This is a genomic window from Streptosporangium vulgare, assembly GCF_042428775.1.
GTDB lineage: Bacteria > Actinomycetota > Actinomycetes > Streptosporangiales > Streptosporangiaceae > Streptosporangium > Streptosporangium vulgare.
The window spans coordinates 316,598-333,669 of the sequence record NZ_JBHMBS010000006.1 but is presented as its reverse complement, the minus strand read 5'-3'; the positions used below and the strand labels follow the sequence as shown (position 1 = coordinate 333,669).

15 protein-coding genes are annotated in these 17,072 nt (G+C 72.3%); 7 read left to right on the top strand and 8 right to left on the bottom strand.

Annotated elements, in window-relative coordinates; genetic code table 11:
* Positions 1–25 precede the first annotated feature (25 nt).
* Positions 26–3,184, top strand: coding sequence for an AfsR/SARP family transcriptional regulator (locus ACFFRH_RS15795; protein ID WP_344743915.1), 3,159 nt, complete (start codon positions 26–28; stop codon positions 3,182–3,184).
* 314 nt (positions 3,185–3,498) lie between these two features.
* Here the strand turns inward: ACFFRH_RS15795 and ACFFRH_RS15790 are convergent, their stop codons facing one another.
* Positions 3,499–5,004 (bottom strand): DUF7059 domain-containing protein, encoded by a 1,506-nt coding sequence (locus ACFFRH_RS15790; RefSeq protein ID WP_344743917.1) that lies wholly within the window; start codon positions 5,002–5,004, stop codon positions 3,499–3,501.
* A gap of 140 nt (positions 5,005–5,144) precedes the next feature.
* Here ACFFRH_RS15790 and ACFFRH_RS15785 point away from each other — a divergent pair, with 140 nt between their 5' ends.
* Positions 5,145–5,456, top strand: coding sequence for a hypothetical protein (locus ACFFRH_RS15785; RefSeq protein WP_344743918.1), 312 nt, complete (start codon positions 5,145–5,147; stop codon positions 5,454–5,456).
* Between the two features lie 144 nt (positions 5,457–5,600).
* On the opposite strand, the gene ACFFRH_RS15780 is transcribed toward ACFFRH_RS15785, so the two are convergent.
* Positions 5,601–6,206 (bottom strand): TetR/AcrR family transcriptional regulator, encoded by a 606-nt coding sequence (locus ACFFRH_RS15780; protein ID WP_386157192.1) that lies wholly within the window; start codon positions 6,204–6,206, stop codon positions 5,601–5,603.
* Between the two features lie 340 nt (positions 6,207–6,546).
* Positions 6,547–7,248 (bottom strand): GNAT family N-acetyltransferase, encoded by a 702-nt coding sequence (locus ACFFRH_RS15775; protein WP_386157189.1) that lies wholly within the window; start codon positions 7,246–7,248, stop codon positions 6,547–6,549.
* 88 nt (positions 7,249–7,336) lie between these two features.
* On the opposite strand from ACFFRH_RS15775, the gene ACFFRH_RS15770 reads away from it, so the two are divergent.
* Complete coding sequence (locus ACFFRH_RS15770) at positions 7,337–7,930, top strand: winged helix-turn-helix transcriptional regulator (RefSeq protein ID WP_344743921.1); 594 nt, start codon at positions 7,337–7,339, stop codon at positions 7,928–7,930.
* Here ACFFRH_RS15770 and ACFFRH_RS15765 read toward each other — a convergent pair.
* The gene (locus tag ACFFRH_RS15765; RefSeq protein WP_344743923.1) at positions 7,815–8,537 is read right to left on the bottom strand and encodes a VC0807 family protein; all 723 of its coding nucleotides are present in this window, start codon (positions 8,535–8,537) and stop codon (positions 7,815–7,817) included. The genes ACFFRH_RS15770 and ACFFRH_RS15765 overlap by 116 nt on opposite strands.
* Positions 8,538–8,725: 188 nt before the next feature.
* Between ACFFRH_RS15765 and ACFFRH_RS15760 the strand changes: the two genes are divergently transcribed.
* The gene (locus ACFFRH_RS15760) at positions 8,726–9,625 is read left to right on the top strand and encodes an SURF1 family cytochrome oxidase biogenesis protein (RefSeq protein WP_344743924.1); all 900 of its coding nucleotides are present in this window, start codon (positions 8,726–8,728) and stop codon (positions 9,623–9,625) included.
* A 159-nt stretch (positions 9,626–9,784) separates the two neighbouring features.
* On the opposite strand, the gene ACFFRH_RS15755 is transcribed toward ACFFRH_RS15760, so the two are convergent.
* The gene (locus ACFFRH_RS15755; protein WP_344743925.1) at positions 9,785–10,471 is read right to left on the bottom strand and encodes a hypothetical protein; all 687 of its coding nucleotides are present in this window, start codon (positions 10,469–10,471) and stop codon (positions 9,785–9,787) included.
* 47 nt (positions 10,472–10,518) lie between these two features.
* Here ACFFRH_RS15755 and ACFFRH_RS15750 point away from each other — a divergent pair, with 47 nt between their 5' ends.
* Together ACFFRH_RS15750 and ACFFRH_RS15745 are read left to right on the top strand one after the other, a co-directional pair.
* Positions 10,519–11,256, top strand: a complete 738-nt coding sequence (locus ACFFRH_RS15750) for a tyrosine-protein phosphatase (RefSeq protein ID WP_344743926.1) — start codon at positions 10,519–10,521, stop codon at positions 11,254–11,256.
* 332 nt (positions 11,257–11,588) lie between these two features.
* Positions 11,589–12,785, top strand: coding sequence for an amidohydrolase family protein (locus tag ACFFRH_RS15745; protein ID WP_344743927.1), 1,197 nt, complete (start codon positions 11,589–11,591; stop codon positions 12,783–12,785).
* Between the two features lie 278 nt (positions 12,786–13,063).
* Here the strand turns inward: ACFFRH_RS15745 and ACFFRH_RS15740 are convergent, their stop codons facing one another.
* The 3 genes from ACFFRH_RS15740 to ACFFRH_RS15730 all read right to left on the bottom strand — a co-directional run bounded on the left by ACFFRH_RS15740 (position 13,064) and on the right by ACFFRH_RS15730 (position 16,052).
* Positions 13,064–13,402, bottom strand: a complete 339-nt coding sequence (locus ACFFRH_RS15740) for a YkvA family protein (RefSeq protein WP_344743929.1) — start codon at positions 13,400–13,402, stop codon at positions 13,064–13,066.
* Positions 13,403–13,655: 253 nt separating this feature from the next.
* Positions 13,656–15,080: an amidase gene (locus ACFFRH_RS15735; protein WP_344743930.1), complete on the bottom strand. Its 1,425-nt coding sequence runs from the start codon at positions 15,078–15,080 to the stop codon at positions 13,656–13,658.
* A gap of 3 nt (positions 15,081–15,083) precedes the next feature.
* Complete coding sequence (locus ACFFRH_RS15730; RefSeq protein WP_344743931.1) at positions 15,084–16,052, bottom strand: LLM class F420-dependent oxidoreductase; 969 nt, start codon at positions 16,050–16,052, stop codon at positions 15,084–15,086.
* An 838-nt stretch (positions 16,053–16,890) separates the two neighbouring features.
* On the opposite strand from ACFFRH_RS15730, the gene ACFFRH_RS15725 reads away from it, so the two are divergent.
* A complete protein-coding gene (locus tag ACFFRH_RS15725; RefSeq protein WP_344743932.1) occupies positions 16,891–17,040 on the top strand; it encodes a hypothetical protein in 150 nt (49 codons plus the stop codon).
* Positions 17,041–17,072: the final 32 nt, after the last annotated feature.

Below are 17,072 nucleotides of genomic sequence, written 5' to 3'. Positions count from 1 at the left end.
TTCCCATTGGGCGGAGATTCGAGAAATGGCTGTTCAGGGCAGCGGAGACGGATTGCGGTTCGCCGTGCTCGGTCCTGTCCAGGCATGGCGCGACGGTTCCGAGCTCGATCTGGGCACCCCGCTGCAACGTTCCATCCTGGCGATGCTCCTGCTGAGGGAGGGCCGGGCGGTCACGCCCGCCGAGATGATCGACGCGATCTGGGGGGAGGACGCCCCGCCCCGCGCGCTCGGCGCCCTGCGCACGTACGTCTCCCGGCTGCGCGCGGTGCTGGAGCCGGGCAGGTCCCCGCGCACCCGTCCCGAGCTGCTCACCTCCGTCGGCAGGGGGTACGCGCTGCGGCTGAACGGCGGCTCCCTCGACCTGCTCGCCTTCGAGCACGGCGTCCAGGAGGCGGAGGCCGCGCGCCGCGCGGGCGATCCGGCCCGGGCAGCGGAGAGCCTGCGCGCGAGCCTGGCGCTCCACACCGGCGAACCGCTCGCCGGGGCCGTCGGCCCGTACGCCGAACACCAGCGCGGACGGCTCGCCGAGCGCCGGATGAGCGTGCTCGAGGTCCTGATGGACCTGGACCTGGAGCTGGGCAGGCACGCCGACGTCCTGTCCGAGCTGATCGCGCTGACCGGCGACCACCCGCTGCGCGAGCGGCTCCGCGCCCAGCTGATGCTGGCCTACTACCGGTGCGGGCGCAGGGCGGAGGCGCTGGCGGCCTTCGCCGACACCCGCGCCACGCTGATCGAGGAGCTGGGCATCGAGCCTGGCCCCGACCTGACGAGCATGCACCAGCGCATCCTCACCGGTGACCCGGCCCTCACGGCCCCGGCCGGCCCGTCGGCGCGGCCCGTCGAAACCGTCAAGGCAGTCAAGGCCGTCAAGGCCGCCGAGAGCACGGAACCGGCCGCGCGGGAAGGGGCCGAGGCGAAGCCGTCCCCGGACCCCGACCCGGAGCCCGCGAGGGCGCCGGAGGGGCGCACGACGGCGACGAGCCCGGAGCTGCCGCGACCGGCGCAGCTCCCCGCCGCCGCGAACGACTTCACCGGCCGCCGCCAGATCATCGCGCGGCTGCGCGGGCTGCTGTCGGTCCAGGACGGCTCCGAGGGCGTGCCGGTGGCGGCCATCTCCGGCATCGGCGGCGTGGGCAAGACGGCCCTGGCCGTACACGTCGCCCACGCCATGCACGACCTGTTCCCCGACGGCCAGCTCTACGCGGACCTGCGCGGGTACGGCGAGGAGCCGACCGCGCCCGAGTCGGCGCTCGCGGCCTTCCTGCGCGGGCTCGGCCTGCCCGCCGACGCCATCCCCGACGGCCTGGCCGAGCGGTCGGCGCTGTTCCGCTCGCTCCTCGCCGACCGGCGGATGCTCGTGCTGCTGGACAACGCGCGCGACGCCGCCCAGGTGAGCCAGCTGCTCCCCGGCTCGGCCGGATGCGCGGCGATCGTGACCAGCCGGGGCAAGCTCGCCGACCTGGCCTCGGCCAGGCTGATCGACCTGGACGTGATGGAGCCGGAAGAGGCCCTCGTGCTGTTCGGCATCGTCGCCGGTGTGGAGAGGGTGGAGGCCGAGCGCGCCGCCGCCATGGACGTGGTCGCCGCCTGCGGTTTCCTGCCGCTCGCGGTACGGATCGTGGCGGCGCGCCTCGCCGCCAGGCCGTCCTGGACGGTCGCCTCCCTGGTGCCCCGGCTCGCCGACGAGCGCCGCCGCCTGGACGAGATGCGCGTGGGCAACCTCGCGGTGGAGGCGACCTTCGCCCTCGGGTACGGCCAGCTCACCCCGGCCCAGGCCCGCGCGTTCCGGCTGCTCTCGCTGCCCGGGGGCCCGGACATCTCGATCGGGGCCGCCGCCGCGCTGCTCGCGCTGGGCCCGATGGACACCGAGGACGTCCTTGAGTCCCTGGTGGACACCAGCCTGCTCGAAGCCCCCGCCCCCGGCCGTTACCGCTTCCACGACCTGCTCAAGCTCTTCGCCCGCCGCGTCGCGGAACGGACCGAGAACGCGACGGAGGAGAGCTGCGCCGCGGGTGAGACGAGGCGGGGCGAGCGGCGCGGGTCCGGGGTGAGCGTGACCATCGGCGGGGAGGGCGAGGCGGCACTGCGCCGGCTGCTCGGCTTCTACCTGGCGTCCGCGCGCTCGGCGCACCGCCTCGCCTACGAGGGCAGCACGATGGCCGACCGGCTGGGAGTCACCGGGACCGGTCACTCTTTCGCCTCCGCCGACGAGGCGGTGGCCTGGCTCTCGGTGGAGGCGGAGTCGCTGTTCGCGTCGATCGCCCAGGTGACCTGCGCGGACAAGGCCGACGAGCTGCTGCCGGGGGCCGACCTGCTGCTCGCCATGGAGCCGCTGCTGGAGTCGGGGAGCCACGTCCGCGAGTTCGAGAGCCGGACCAGGGAGATGCTCGCCGTCGCGCGGCGGCTCGGCGCCGTCTCCAGCGAGCTGCGCTGCCGGTACGTGCTCGGGCGGGTGCTGTTCGGCGCCAACCGGCTGGCCGAGGCGGAGGAGGAGTTCCGTACGTCGCTGGAGCTGTCGGCCGGAGGGGACGGCATCGTCACCGGCGAGGTGCTCAACGCGCTGGCCGTCGTGGCCGGGCGCCGACGCCGACACGAGGAGGCCCTCGCCTGGTTCGGCGCGGCGCGCGAGGCGTTCAGGGAGGTCGGGGCGCGGGGCGGGGAGGCCCTCACGCTCAGCTACTCCGCCCGCGACCACCTGTTCCTGGAGCAGCCGAAGGAGGCGATCGCCGCCGCCGAGCAGGGGCTCGCCCTGTTCATCGAGATGGGCTCCAGCGCGGGCACCGCCAGGGCCCGCTACCACCTGGGGATGATCCTGTCGCGGGTCGGCCGGCTGAACGAGGCGGTCCACCACCACGCCGAGTGCCTCGCCTTCTTCAGGGCGAGCAGGCAGCGGGTCTGGGAGCAGCGGGTCTGCTCCCGGCTGGCCGAGACGTTCATCAACGCGGGCCGCTTCACGGACGCGGCCCGTCACGCGGAACAGGCGCTCACCGTGAGCCGGGAGATCAGCCACCCGTACGGCGAGGCGCAGGCGCTGTGGGTGCTAGGCAAGGCGCTCAACGGCCTCGGCAGCGTCGAGCGTGGCCGGGGCTGCCTCGAACGCGCCCACGACCTGTTCGGCAGGCTCGGGGCGCCCGAGGCCGAGGATCTGCGTCTTCTGCTGGAGCGCGATCAGGTCGACAGCTGATCCCAGGCCGTCGTACAGGTCGTCGTCGAGACGCGTCATCCAGACGTGGTTGATCACCGGCGTTCCCCTCGAAGTCAGGCCCCGCGGTTCGGGATGGGCGTGGAGGTCCGGCCGGCCGTCTGACCCGGGCGACGCGTAGGGGGCCCGGTCATCCGGTGCGTCGCTCGCGGGTCGGCCGCCTCACTGTGACGGTCGGCCGGACGTGGCACGGACCCTTCACCCCCCGGGTCCGTGCCCCACGACCAGAGCTTCTCCCACGGCGTTTGCCATCCGATTGACAAGTGATAGCGGCGATATCCACAGCCTGTGGACGATCACCCTGTGGATATGTGGAAAAACCCTTCCGCGATCAGTGGACGGAGGGCGGCGGGAGCCTTTGTCCGCAGGTCATCGTGGTCCTCGCCGGTCAGTTCCGCGATCGCGGCGAGCAGCGGATCCAGTGGATAATCGCCGTCGCAGACCCCCGCGAGGGCGGCTTCCACGGTCCCGACCGCCGCGCCGCGGCGCAGCCCCGAGGTCTGCCGCAGCACGATGCGCGCCGGGTCCTCGGCACCCGGCGGACCGATCCGCTCCTCCAGCACCCCCTCGGCCACCACGAGCCTGGAACCGAGCAGCTCGGCGTCGGTCAGCCGGTGCGCCGTGGCGATCGCGCCGAGCACCTCGTCCACGTATCCGCCGACGGGCAGCTCCACCGGCCGCCCGTACTCCTCGACCCGCACGACGGGGTCGAGGCTCCCGGAGTCGTGCAGCGTGATCCAGCCGAAGCCGATCCCGGTGACGCCCTCGGCCTCGAACCAGCCGAGCCAGTCGTCGTAGAGCTCGCGGTGGCGCGGGGTGCCCTGCTCGGCGGCGTCCCGCAGCCACAGCTCGACGTACTCGGCGGGATCCTGGACGTCGCGCTGCACCACCCAGCCGTCGCAGCCGGTACCGGCGAGCCAGCCGCCCACCCGGTCGCGCCAGTCCTCGCCGTCGACGTGCAGCCAGTTGGCCAGCAGGTGGCAGGTGCCGCCGGGCGCGAGATGGCGGGGTGCCCGGCGTACGAGGTCACGGCAGAAGTCGTCGGCGTGGAAGCCCGACTCGCGGTAGGTGAACCGGCCGGCCGGGGAGATCACGAACGGCGGGTTGGAGACGATCAGGTCGAAGCGGTCGTCCTCGACGGGGTCGAACAGGGAGCCCTGCCGGGCGTCGACGCCGGTGATCCCGGACAGCGCCCAGCTGAGCCGGGCCAGCTCCAGCGCGCGCGGGTTGACGTCGGTGGCCGTGATCTCCTCGGCCCTGCCGCGCAGGTGGAGGACCTGCACCCCGCACCCGGTACCGATGTCCAGGGCACGCCCGACGGGGCGGCGGGAGGCGAGCTGGGCCAGGTTCGCCGAGGCGCCGCCCGCGCCGACGACGTGGTCCGGGCGCAGGGCCGGGTCGCCCGGCCTGACCTTGCGGTCGGAGACGACGTAACCACCGGAGCCGCCGGAGCCTTCGACGCCACCGGAGCCACCCGAGCCACCGGAGCCGTCGGTCTCCCAGGGCTGCAGGTGGACCGCGGAGGTGACCCGGCCGCCCTCGACGGTCACCAGGCCCGCGGCGGCCAGTTCCTCCACGGGAAGGCCCGCCGGCACGTCTCGCGCCTCCACGGGGGCGCCGAGCCACCACAGCCGGATCAGGGTGGCGAGCGGGTCGCCGTCCGCGGTGGCGCGCAGGGCGGGGATCGTCTCCTCGCGGGAGAGCGCGGTGGCGGCGACGTCGCCGAGGCGCTCGCGGACGCCGTCGATGGTGTAGCCGGTGTCGAGCAGGAGCCCCCTGAGCCGGCCGAGCAGATCGTTCACCGGGCAATCCTCGCACCGGGCACGTCCGGATGCTCCCGGTGATGAGACTGTTACCCATCGGGGTAAGCGTTCTGCAAGCGGACTTCAAGTGGAAAGCGGTACTTCTTGGTAGCCGCACCACACGCTTCAAAGGATCCATGATGCTGATCCCCTGCTTCGCCTGCGAGTCCCGTTTTCATCCTGACGAGTATTTCCGCGCCTGCCACGACTACCACCGTGGCAAGGATCTGGTCGCGTGGACCTGCCCGCGGTGTGGCAACCAGGATGAGTTACGGGTCTTTCCGGGAGAGCTGGGGTTCGGCTACGCCCGGCGTGGCAGGTTCGACGTCTCCGACCGGGTGCGGGTGCCCGGCCTGCGGCGCCGGCGTCAGGACCTGCGGTTGGACATCTCGCTGGACGAGGACGTCTGGCGGGTGTCGACGCGGACGCGCCAGTTGGTGGGAGCCCACTGAGACCGCTCCGGCCCGGAAAAGCCCCCGTGATCCGGGCCGGAGTACCAGTGACACCCGCCGAGCGGGCGACGCTCGGAGGGCCGGACGGGGACGGCCGCGCGGAGGGTCACGGCCGCTCGGGGAGTCGAACGGTGAGGCGCCGCTTCAGGAGGTCTGCTGCCGCAGGCTCTGCCAGGCCGCCTCGCGGAGGCCGCCGATCTCGTCGGGGGTGGGCTGGTGCGCGCCGGCGAACCACAGGCGGCACATCTCGGTGGCCGGTCCCAGCCAGAGCACGTAGCACATCGTCGGGTGGACGGGCTGGAGCAGGCCGTCCTTCATGTGCGGGCGCCACCAGTCGGAGACCTTCCTGAAGAACGCCCTGCGCGACTCCGACACCTCGGTGCCGCCCGGCTCGTCACGCCTGGGCGGCCGCTCGCTGATCAGCAGGTGGGCACGCTCGCGGTGCTCGCCGCACCAGGACATGTGCAGCGCGACGATGGCCTCGATGCCTCCCCGCGCGCTCTCGTGGCGCTGGAGCTCGGCGAGGAACGCTTCCTGGTACATGCGCAGGGTCTCGGCGTACAGGACGCCGAAGACGTGTTCCTTGCTGGCGAAGTGGTGGTAGAAGCTGCCGACGCTGACGCCGCTCTCCTCACGGAGGCTGGCCAGCGTGGTGGCCGAGACCCCGTCCTGGCTGAATCGGCGCAGGGCACCCTCGACGATCCTGGTGCGGCCGTCGCGTCCGCTCTTGGCAGTCTTCACGGATCCCATGGTGGAGCAACAGAACCTTGTTCCGCAAACTGCCCGGGGAACGGCTTGGACCACGTCGATCGTACCGCCTTGATCCGGAGGGTCGGATCGCCACCCCGGATGTCCGTCCGCCCGGTACGGCGACGGCGCCCTCCGGGCTTCCGGCCCGGAGCCTCCCCCCGGTACGCCCCGGCCGGACCCCTCGACGAGACCTCCCGGCGAGCCCGTGCGGCGGTCCGCCGAACCGGGGAGGGGAGCCTGCGCGACGAGCCCGGACGGACAGTCCACGCGACGAGCCCGGACGGAGAGCACATGCGGTGACCCCGGGCCGGCCCCGCACGGGAACCGGCCCGGGTGACGCTCAGCGGAGAACCGTCGCGGTCACCTCGACCGTGCCCGCGGAGACGCGCATGGTCGCCTCCGGCCACGCCCTGCGGACCATCGCCAGGACCGTGCGGTTGTCCCCGAGCACGTCCATCCCCACCGTCCTGGCCCCCTTGATCTCCGCACGGCGCATCAGCGCGCGGACGAGCCGGGAGCCCAGCCCCATCCCCTGCCACTCGTCGCCCACCACGACGGCGATCTCGACGTCGGTCTCCTCACCCCGATAGCTCATCGCGTGCCCGACGAGAAGGTTCCCGTGCACGGCGAGCAGGGCGTCGCGCCGCTCGTCCACCGCGAGCAGCGTTCTGACGAAGCTCACGCTCGGACGGCCCATCCCGGCGAAGAACCTCAGCGCCTGCGTGCGAGGCGACAGTCCCTCGAGGAAGCGGCGGACCGCCTCCTCGTCGTCGTCCGGTCGCGCGATCCGGATCTCGACCGCGCCTCCGGGCACGGTCGCGACATCCCCGGCCCCGGCCGCGGCGCCCTCGGGAATCGGCGCGAGGTCCCCGGACATCCGCGCGAGGCCCCCGCACGCGACCGCGACGTCCCCGGACATCCGCGCGACGTCCCCGCGTACGACCGCCATGTCCCCCCGTACGACCGCGACGTCCCCGCACGCGGGCGGGGCGTCCCCGGGCGCCGGGACACCGTCCGGCGACACCAGCTGAGTTCGCATCATGGACTCAGAGTCTCGTGGGACAGCTGAGTATGTCAACTAGACTTAGGGGAACGTTGGAGGTGGTGCGATGGCGACTTACGATTCGCACATGAATGAGGCGGCCCCCGGCAACCTGCCCCTGCACATAGAAAACTGCTCCATCGAACGCGCCCTGGGCATCGTCGGCGAGAAGTGGACGTTTTTGGTGCTGCGCGAGGCGTTCGGCGGCGTGCGGCGCTTCGCCGACATGCAGGTCGCCACCGGAGCGCCCAGGCAGGTGCTCAGCGCCCGGCTGACCCGGCTGGTGGAGGAGGGACTGCTGCGCAAGGTCCCCTACCGCGAGCCCGGCCAGCGGCAGCGCGACGAGTACCGGCTCACCCAGATGGGCCTCGACCTCTATCCGGCCCTGGTGGCCCTGATGCAGTGGGGCGACCGCTATCTCAGCGACCGCGAGGGACCGCCGGTGCTCATCACCCACCGCGACTGCGGCGCCCTGGTCGAGCAGCACTTCCGCTGCGCGGAAGGGCACGAGGTGCAGGGCCCGAGAGAGGTCACCCCGGTGCCCGGCCCCGGAATGCGCTTCGGCCCTACGGCCTCGGCGTCCGCAGGTCCGGCGTCACCCGCTCCGGGATCACCGGTTCCGGCGTCACCCGCTCCGGGATCTCCGTCCCTCGCGTCTCCAACCTCCGCAGGCAGTGCCTGAAGCTGAGCACCGAGACCAGCGCCGCGCCGCCGAGCAGCACCGCGACCGCGGAGGTGCGGACGAGGAGGTAGGTCTCCAGGGTCTGGCTGAGCAGCAGCCAGAGGCTCAGCGCCCCGTTCAGCAGTTGCGCGCAGCCCCACAGCACCGACTGCGACACGAAGAAGCGACGCATCCGCGGGTGCTCCATCACCTGGTCGGGCAGCGGCACGAGATCGGACACCACCCGCCGCATCAGCGGCCTCTGCAGCGGCGCGGTGAGCAGGAAGCCCATGCTCACGCAGAACACCCCGAGACAGGGTTGCAGGAAGAACACGATGGGGTTGCCCGTCGCCACCGTCAGCACCACCCTGACGGTGATCGTGCCCGCCGCCAGCAGCAGCGTGCCGGGGGCCTCGCCACCCTTGACCAACCGCCAGGCGACGCCACCGTAGACCCAGGCCGCCGCCACCGCCAGCGCGACGTCGGTGTTGGTGAAGACCAGCGCGACGTAGAAGACGAGAACCGGAAGGATCATGCTCTCGAACACCCTGGGGGCGGCGTGCCGCAGCAGGACCCCGATGCGGGGGAGTACGAGCGGAGCCGGGGGGGCGGGCATGAGCACAGTCATCAGGGGCGGGCTCCGGAGGTGGTGGAACATCCCGGGGGAAATCTCACACGACCGTACGTGATGTCCGGAGTGTCCGGCGAGCTTTTCCATGACATCCGAGGATCGGGCGGTCCCGGGCACCTTACTACGCCCAAAGGCATATCCGGCCACTTCCAAAGGCGTGGTCGGAGGACGGGGCGGTGCCCCCGGTGCCTACCCTTGATGACGTGTACCGGTTCCTGCTGACTCCCCGATGGCTCGCCCTCCACGTGGTGGTGCTGCTGGTCATCCCCGCTTTCGTGCTGCTGGGCCAGTGGCAGTTCGGGCGTTTCGAGGAGAGGTCCACCAGCAGCCACCGGATCACCGGCAACCTTCAGGCCGCCCCCGTCGCCGTGGAGGAGCTCACCTCACCCGGCGGCACCGTCTCCACGCAGGACAAATACCGCACTGTTCTCGCCAAGGGGAGATACGACGCGAGCGCCCAGCTCCTGGTCCGGCGCCGCGTCCAGGACAAGGCGGTCGGCTTCTACGTGGTGACCCCGCTGGTCACCGCGAACGGCACCGGCGTGCTGGTGAACCGGGGCTGGGTCAAGGCGGGCAGCACCGCCGACGCCCTCCCCGAGGTCCCGGCGCCGTCCTCGGGTGAGGTGACTGTCACCGGCAGGTTACGCCCCTCCGAGACCGAGGAGACCTCGGGGATCCGCGACCGGGCGGGCCTGCCCGCGGGACAGATCCTGCTGATCAACACCGAGGCGATCGGGCGCCGCCTGCCGTACAAGCTCCTCGGCGGGCACGTCGAGTTGATCGAGCAGTCGCCGGCGGCCGCTGACGCGCCCGCGCCCGTCCCCACGCCGGACGTCGGCGAGGGAGGCGGACTCAACCTGGCCTACGGCGTGCAGTGGTGGCTGTTCATCGGCGTCGCGATCGGCGGCTGGGCACTCCTGATCCGCAGGGAGGCCGCCGACCTCAGGGCCGCGGCCTCGGCCGCACCCGGCGACCCCGCACCGGGCGGCCCTGAGCCCGGGCCCCGCGAAGGTCCTGGGCCTCGCGAACCCGCCACGCCGGAGAAGCCCTCCGCGTCCGGCGACCCCGCCGACCTCCGCGCCTAGTTCCGGACGAGGTTCAGCAGGAAACCGGCGGCCGGCGCCAGACCGGAGGAGAGCAGACCGAGCCCGATCGCCGCCAGGAAGCCCCACCCGCCGCCCAGCCGCTCGCGTGGCTTGGGACGCCGCCCGGGCGCGAACCAGAGCGGGCGGGGTTCGAGATGATCACGCGTTCACCATCGCCATGCCGAAAAGAAGCGCCACCGCGATCGCGAACCCGCGTGTCCCGTCGAGTTTGGCCGGGGCGGGCAGTGCCTCGTACGGATCCCGCCACAGGGGTCTCGGCTCCAGCAGGACGTAGAGCAGCGAGCCACCGGTGAGGAACATCCAGAACCACGCCCAGCGGCTGGCGTAGCGGGGGTTCGGCCGGGCCAGCATGAGCAGCCAGGCCAGGATCTCCGCCGCCACCGCCACCGGGCCGAACGGCTCCCACCACCGCCCGTAGGCGGGCGAGCCCGCCAGGGCCCCGGAGCCGTCGGAGCGCACGATCTCCACGGAGGGATCGGCGGCGGCGCGCACCTGGGCCAGGAAGGCCTCCTGGCGGCGCTCCAGGGCCTCGGGGACCAGCCGGGTGGTCAGGGGATCCCAGACGTCGTCGGGCTGGTCGAACCGGGCCTGACTCCAGGAGAGCGGTCCGTGGGACCACGTCAGCGTGCCGTAGGCGGGCCAGTTGCGGTCGTAGACGATCTTGGTCACCTCGCCCGCCCGCAGGTCCGCCACGAGTTCCGAGGCGGGCCGCAGGGGTGGGGCCTGGTTGATGTGGACGATCACCGTGGAGAGCGCGAGCACGAACAGCAGCGCCACCCGCACGGCGTACGGGATCTCATCCCGTGCCGGAACCACCACTCGCATCCCCTGCCCCCATCGCGCGAGACCCACCGCTGGATAGGTTAGAGGGCGTGATCCGGCATATCGAGTTCGCGCGGCTGTACAACTTCCGTGACGTGGGCGGCTACCCGACGGACGGCGGAATGGAGGTGCGCTGGCAGCGGCTCTACCGCTCCGCCTCGCTGCACATGCTCGCCGACGACGACCTCGACCGTTTCCACGCGCTCGGCGTACGCACCGTGATCGACCTTCGTCATCCCAACGAGGTGACGCATCGCGGCCGTGCCCCGCAGGGGCCGAGCTACCACAACCTCCCGGTCGAGCACCGCAGGTGGGACACCGCCGCCGACTACCACCCCGACGCCGGGGTCGCGCGGTTCTTCACCGACCGCTACCTGGAGGTGGCCCAGGACGGGCACGCCGAGCTCAGGAGCGCGCTGGAGGTGATCGCCGAGGCGGGCAACGCGCCCGTGGTGGTCCACTGCGCGGCGGGCAAGGACCGCACGGGGCTGCTGGTCGCCCTGGTCCTGCGGCTGCTGGGGGTGTCCGAGGAGGACGTGATCGCCGACTACGCGCTGACCGGGCTGGCCAGGCCCCAGATGGTCGCGTACTGGGAGAAGGAGCATCCGGGGGAGCCCCAGTGGGCGGGGTTCGGGCAGGCGCCCGCCGAGGCGATGCGCCTCTTCCTGGGGGAGCTGGGCCCGGTACGGGATTACTGCCTGCGAACCCTTGGTGTGGACGAGAGTGTGGTGTCCGCTCTCAGGAATCATCTTTTGAAAAATCCTGATATTGAGGCGATCTCTGGGTAGGCGCCCTCGCAGGACCCGCCATGGGCAGCACCCTCCGGCGGGTCCGCCCCCCGGGGCCGCCCTACCCCCCTCCGGTGGCCCCGGGGCCCGCGCTCACCCACCCGGCGGGAGGCGTCGGGGAGAGGTCACGGCGAGCGTCGCGGGAGACCTCACGGCGAGCGTCGAGAAAGACGTCGCGGGAGACGTGGTGGCGAGCGTGGCGGGAGACGTCGCGAAAGACGCGGCGGCGAGCGTCGCGAAAGACGTCGTGAGAGGCGTCGTGAGAGACAGAGATACCAAGCGGAGACCTTGCGGCTTGATGAGTGTTATTCCAGCGGAATACGGTTGACCGTGTGACTACGCCGCTGCTCCCCGACCCCGAGCCCAGGCGGCGGGACTATGTGATCATCTCAGCCGACGACCACCTGATCGAGCCGCCCGACATGTTCGACGACCGGCTGCCGGAGAAATACGCCGACAAGGCGCCCAAGGTGGTCGAGACCGACTCAGGTCACCAGGTCTGGCGTTACGGCGGGGCCACCTACCCCTGTGCCGGGCTCGACGTGGGCGCCGGCCTGCCCCGCGAGCAGTGGACGCTCGACCCGGTGCGGTTCGAGCACATGCGTCCCGGATGCCACGACGTCGAGGCCCGGATCGAGGACATGGACCGCGCCGGCGTCTGGGCCGCGCTCTGCTTCCCCGGCATGCTGGCCGTGCAGTCGGGCATGGTCTTCGCCAAGACCCGCGACCAGGAGCTGGGTCTGGCGGTCCTGCGCGCGTGGAACGACTGGCACGTGGAGGTCTGGGCGGGCACCTACCCGGAGCGGATCATCGCCCTCCAGCTGCCCTGGCTGACCGACCCCGAGGTGGCCGCCAAGGAGATCCGCGACAACGCGGCGCGCGGTTTCAAGGCGGTGCTCTTCCCCGAGTTCCCGACCCGGCTGCGCCTGCCGTCCATCCACAGCGATCACTGGGACCCGTTCTTCCAGGCGTGCGAGGAGACCGGCACGGTCGTCTGCCTGCACGCCGGCGCCGGTTCCTGGGCGCCGGTCCCGTCCCCGGACACGCCGATCGAGGCGATCACCACGCTGATGCCGGCGAGTGCCATGTTCGCGTGCGCCGACTGGCTCTGGTCGGGCGTCCCGCTGCGCTTCCCCGCGCTGCGGATCCTGATCGTGGAGGGCGGTGTGGGCTGGCTGCCGATGCTGGCCGAGCGGGCCGACTACGCGCTCGACCACCCGGTGGCGGGGGAGGCCTCGTGGGAGGGCGGCCTGAAGCCCAGCGAGGTGCTGCGGAGAAACTTCTTCTTCGGCACGCTCAACGACCACGCCCTTTCCGGGGTGCGGCTCGCCGTCGGGCTGGAGCACGTGCTGCTGGAGAGTGGCTACCCACACTCCGACTCCACCTGGCCCGACACCCAGCAGGCCATCGCGACGAACCTGGGCAGCCTGCCGCCCGCCGACATCGCCCGGGTGGCCTACGGCAACGCCGCCCGCCTGTTCGGCCACCCGCTGCCCTCGCGCGCCTGGCTCAGGATGGAACAGATCTGACCGTTCGCGCCTGGCTCAGCGGGAGGCCGTACGGACCTCGCCCGGGAGGACGGAGGAGCGGATCCACCCCCTCGCGCCCCGATCGGTAAGGGGCGTACGCGGACCCGCTCGCGTTCACCGTCCAGGCACCGTTCAGGCACCGTTCAGGCACCGTTCAGGCCGGAAGGATCTGCCCCGCTCAGGCCGAGGTCTGCCCTTTCACGCTCCCCGCGACGAGGTCTGCCCTTTCGCGCTCCCGGCTCAGGACGGAGCGGATCCGACCCGCTCGCGCCCTCGGCTCAGGAGTGGAGGGGCCTGGCCTTCTCACGCTCCCAGTCGACGTAGCGCCCGCCCTCGCCGAGCAGGGAGCCCATCAGCCACAGGAACACACCGAAGTCGTCGGCCACCCCGATGAGAACCAGGAAGTCGGGGACGATGTCGACCGGCGAGATGATGTAGAGCACGCCGAGCCCCATCATGGCCAGCTTGCCCTTGCCCATGCCGGAATACTCTCCGCGCATGACCGCGCCGACCATCCTGGGGAGGGCGCGCAGACGGGCGCCGAGACCGGGCGAGCCCGGCTTCGACACATCCCTGTACGTCCGCCACGCCTGCGCCGCGCGCGCCGCCTTCGCCATGGGATCCTCCTCGGAACCACGTTCGCCTGGCGGCGTACTACCCCACCGCCTCACGATATAACGCGTGACTTCCCGGCAGGGTTCCCCGAACGCGGCTCACGGCCCGCAGGACCGCGACCTTCCACCGCCTCGGCCGAGGCCGCGCCCACACTCCCGCCGCCCCACGGGTACCGGCCACCCACACTCCCGCACCACGGGTGCTGGCCACCACACTCCCGCACCACGGGCGTCGGCCGCCCACGCTCCCGCCGCCTCAAAGGCGCCGGCGCATCGCCGCGTGCCGGAAGGGTCGTTCCTCCTCGATCTGGGCGGCCACCCGGACGAGCAGGTCCTCCCGCCCCGCCGCGGCGACCAGTTGCACCCCCACCGGCAGGCCCTCCGCGGTGTGGTGCAGCGGCAGGGAGATCGCGGGCTGCCCGGTGGCGTTCACGGGCGAGGTGAACGCCACCGCCTGGTTCGTACGGCCCCGCGAGGTGCTGACGTCGTCGGGAGGCAGCCAGCCGAGCCGGAAGGGCGCCACCCCCAGGGACGGCATGAGCAACAGGTCGTGCGACTCCCACCAGGCGGCCATCCGCCGCCTGAACCCGTCGATCCAGTCGCGCGAGGTCACGTAACCGACCGCGTCGAGCTTCCGGCCCGCCGCTCCGAGGATGCGGTTGCGCGTCTCCAGCTCGTCGAGTTCGACGGGCCTGCCACGCCAGCGCCCGATGTCCTCCAGGTCGGCGGCCACGTGGGCGGCGACGATCGTGCCGAAGTGCGTGGCGAAGCCGTCCTCGGCGAGCGCGGCAGGCCCCCCCGGCTCGACGTCGTGGCCCAGCGCCTCCAGCAGCCCGGCGGCCCCGGTGACCGCGGCCACCAGGTCCGGGTCGGACGGGAGGCCTCCGCCGGGGTGCTCGGTGAGGAAACCGATCCGCAGCCGCCCGGGATCCGCCCCGACCTCCTCGGCGAGCGGGCGCCTCCAGGCGGGTGCGCCGTACGGATCGCCCGGCATCGTCCCGGCGATCACGTCGAGGGTCGCCGCGCTGTCCCTGACCGTACGGCAGAGCAGGCCCGCGGCCGAGAAGCCCGCCCAGGGCTCGCCTCCCGAGGGGCCGGAACTGACCCTGCCCCTGCCGGGCTTCAGCCCGACCAGCCCGCACATGCTCGCCGGGATCCGGATCGACCCGCCGCCGTCGCTGGCCGAGGCGACCGCGACCATGCCCGCCGCCACCGCCGCCGCGGACCCGCCGCTCGATCCTCCGCTGCTGTAGCGCGGGTCGTACGGGTTGCGGGTGGGGCCGGACGTCACCGGCTCGGTGGTGATCGCGGTGCCGAACTCCGGGGTGTTGGTCCGGCCCAGGATCGTGAACCCCGCCCGGCGCAGCTTGGTCACCGCGTAGCCGTCGCGCTCGGCGAAGATCCCGTCAAGGGTGCGCGACCCCGCGCGGTACGGCTCCCCGGCCATGGCCCAGCCCAGGTCCTTCAGCAGCGTCGGCACGCCCGCGAAGGGGGCCTCGGGGTCGGTCTCGCCCGCCTCGGCCAGCGCCCGCTCGAACCTGCGGTGGACGACCGCGTTGATCGTGCCGTCACACGCCTCGATCCGCGCGATCGCCGCCTCGGCGAGCTCCCTCGGGGAGACCTCCCCCTTCCTCACGGCCCACGCCTGTCCGAGCGCGTCGAGCTTCAACAGGTCGTGCAAGGGTCACTCCTCGACGGGGGCCAGATCTCGTACGGCCTGGGCGATCGGGACCTCGCCCCCGGGGATGGGGGCGAGGATCGGGGTGTTCAGGCCGTTGCGCACATACTCCCGGATCCTGGCCCGGCACGTGGCGGCGTCGCCGTGCACGATGAGCTCGTCCACGACCTCGTCGGGGATGGCCTTGAGCGCCGCCTGCCGGTCTCCGGCCGCCCACGCCTCGTGCATCGGCCGCAGCACCTCGCCGCGCCCCAGCCAGTCGTGGAAGGCGGCGTAGACCGGGACGGTCAGGTAGCTCGCGAGCATCCAGCGCCCGAGCTCGCGCACCTTCGCCGCGTCCTCGCTGACGCACACGAACAGCCGGGCGATCAGCTCGGTCTCCTCGCCGACCTCGGCCCTGACCTTCCGCACGTCCCCGGGCGAGAGCCAGTTGGTGATCGCGCCGTCGGCCTCCTCGGCGGCCAGGCGCAGCATGCGGGGGCGCAGCGCGGCGAGCACGATCTTCGGCGGGATCTTGGGGGCGCGCTCCAGCTTGAAGCCCTTGACCTCGAAGGTCTCGTACCGCTCGCCGACCTTCTCACCCGCGAGGGCCTTGCGCAGGAAGCGCAGGGTGTCTCTGGTCCTGGCGAACGGCTTGACGAACTCCCCGGCGTTCCAGCGTTCCACGATGGCCGGGGAGGAGGCGCCGATGCCCAGGACGAAGCGCTCGGGGGCGAGGTCGGCGAGCGTGGCGGCGGACATGGCGAGCAGGCCGGGCCCCCGGGTGGAGACCGGGACGATCGCGCTGCCGAGCCGCATCTGCGGGGCCCATTCCGAGGCCATCGCCAGGGGGACGAAACCGTCGACACCGTTGACCTCGGCGGACCAGGCGTCGGTGTAGCCGAGTCCGGGAAGCTCGGCGATCAGATCCCTGGAGGCGGCCAGTGAACGGTCGTAGAAGGGAATCGTCATACCCCAGCGTGGGCCCGTGGTCATCGTGCCGCCTCCGTGTCGGTGGTCGCCGCCGGGGACCTTTCCCCAGAACGATGTTCTGATGTAGCTTGCCGCACCCGCTCGGGGTGCCGTCAATAGTCCAACCGTACCAACCGGACGGTATGTCACTATGAGAATGATCTACGCTGGCCGATCGTTTAACGGCCAATCACTTTCCGTATGATGCTAGAAACTTTACGTGACGAAGCATCGACGGAGGAACCGACGGCGGGGCCTGCTCGGCGCGGTGACCCTCGCGACCTGCGTGGCGGTTCCCGTTCTGGCCGGGACACACCCCCTCGCGACGGAAAGCGGCTCGGGACCACCCACCTCCCACCTCGGGGTGTCCCTGGTCTCCGGCCGATCGGCGCTCCCGAAGGCCGAGCCGTCGCCGAAGCCGGAGACCGGCCACCCTGCCGCACCGAAACCCGAGCCGGACTACCCGACTGCGCCCCCGCCGGTGACCGGTGACCGGGAGGTCCCCTGGTGGCACTGGTGGCACTGGTGGGGGCCCGCCTCGGGCCATCCGGCGGACGTCCCGGTCAAGCCGAAACCAGAGCCGAAACCAGAGCCGAAGCCCGAACCGGAACCAGAGCCAGAACCGAAGCCGAAGCCCGAACCCGAGCCGAAACCGGAGCCCGAGCCCACGCCCGAGCGGCCGACACCCACCGTGTCCGCCCCGTCCGCCCCGTCCCCCTCTCCTCCCACCCCGGAGCCTTCCGCGCCCCCCAGGCCCCGCGCCCCGGCGCCCCCACCCGCCCCCGTCCCCGCCCTCGAAGTCACCGCCACGCCGACGCCGGCTCGCAGCCGCGTTCCCCGGCCCAGGGCGGCACCCTCCCGCGTGCCACCTCTCCTACGGCAGCGGCTGGTGCTCGATCGCTACGCCGAGCGGCGCAAGGGCACCGACAGGAAGCTGGTCCTCGTGGTGATGTTCACCGGCGTGATCTCGGTCACCGCGGTCACCGCCCTCAACCGCAGGGGCCGCGGATGACCCGGGCGGCACGCACGGCGAAGCCCGCCGGT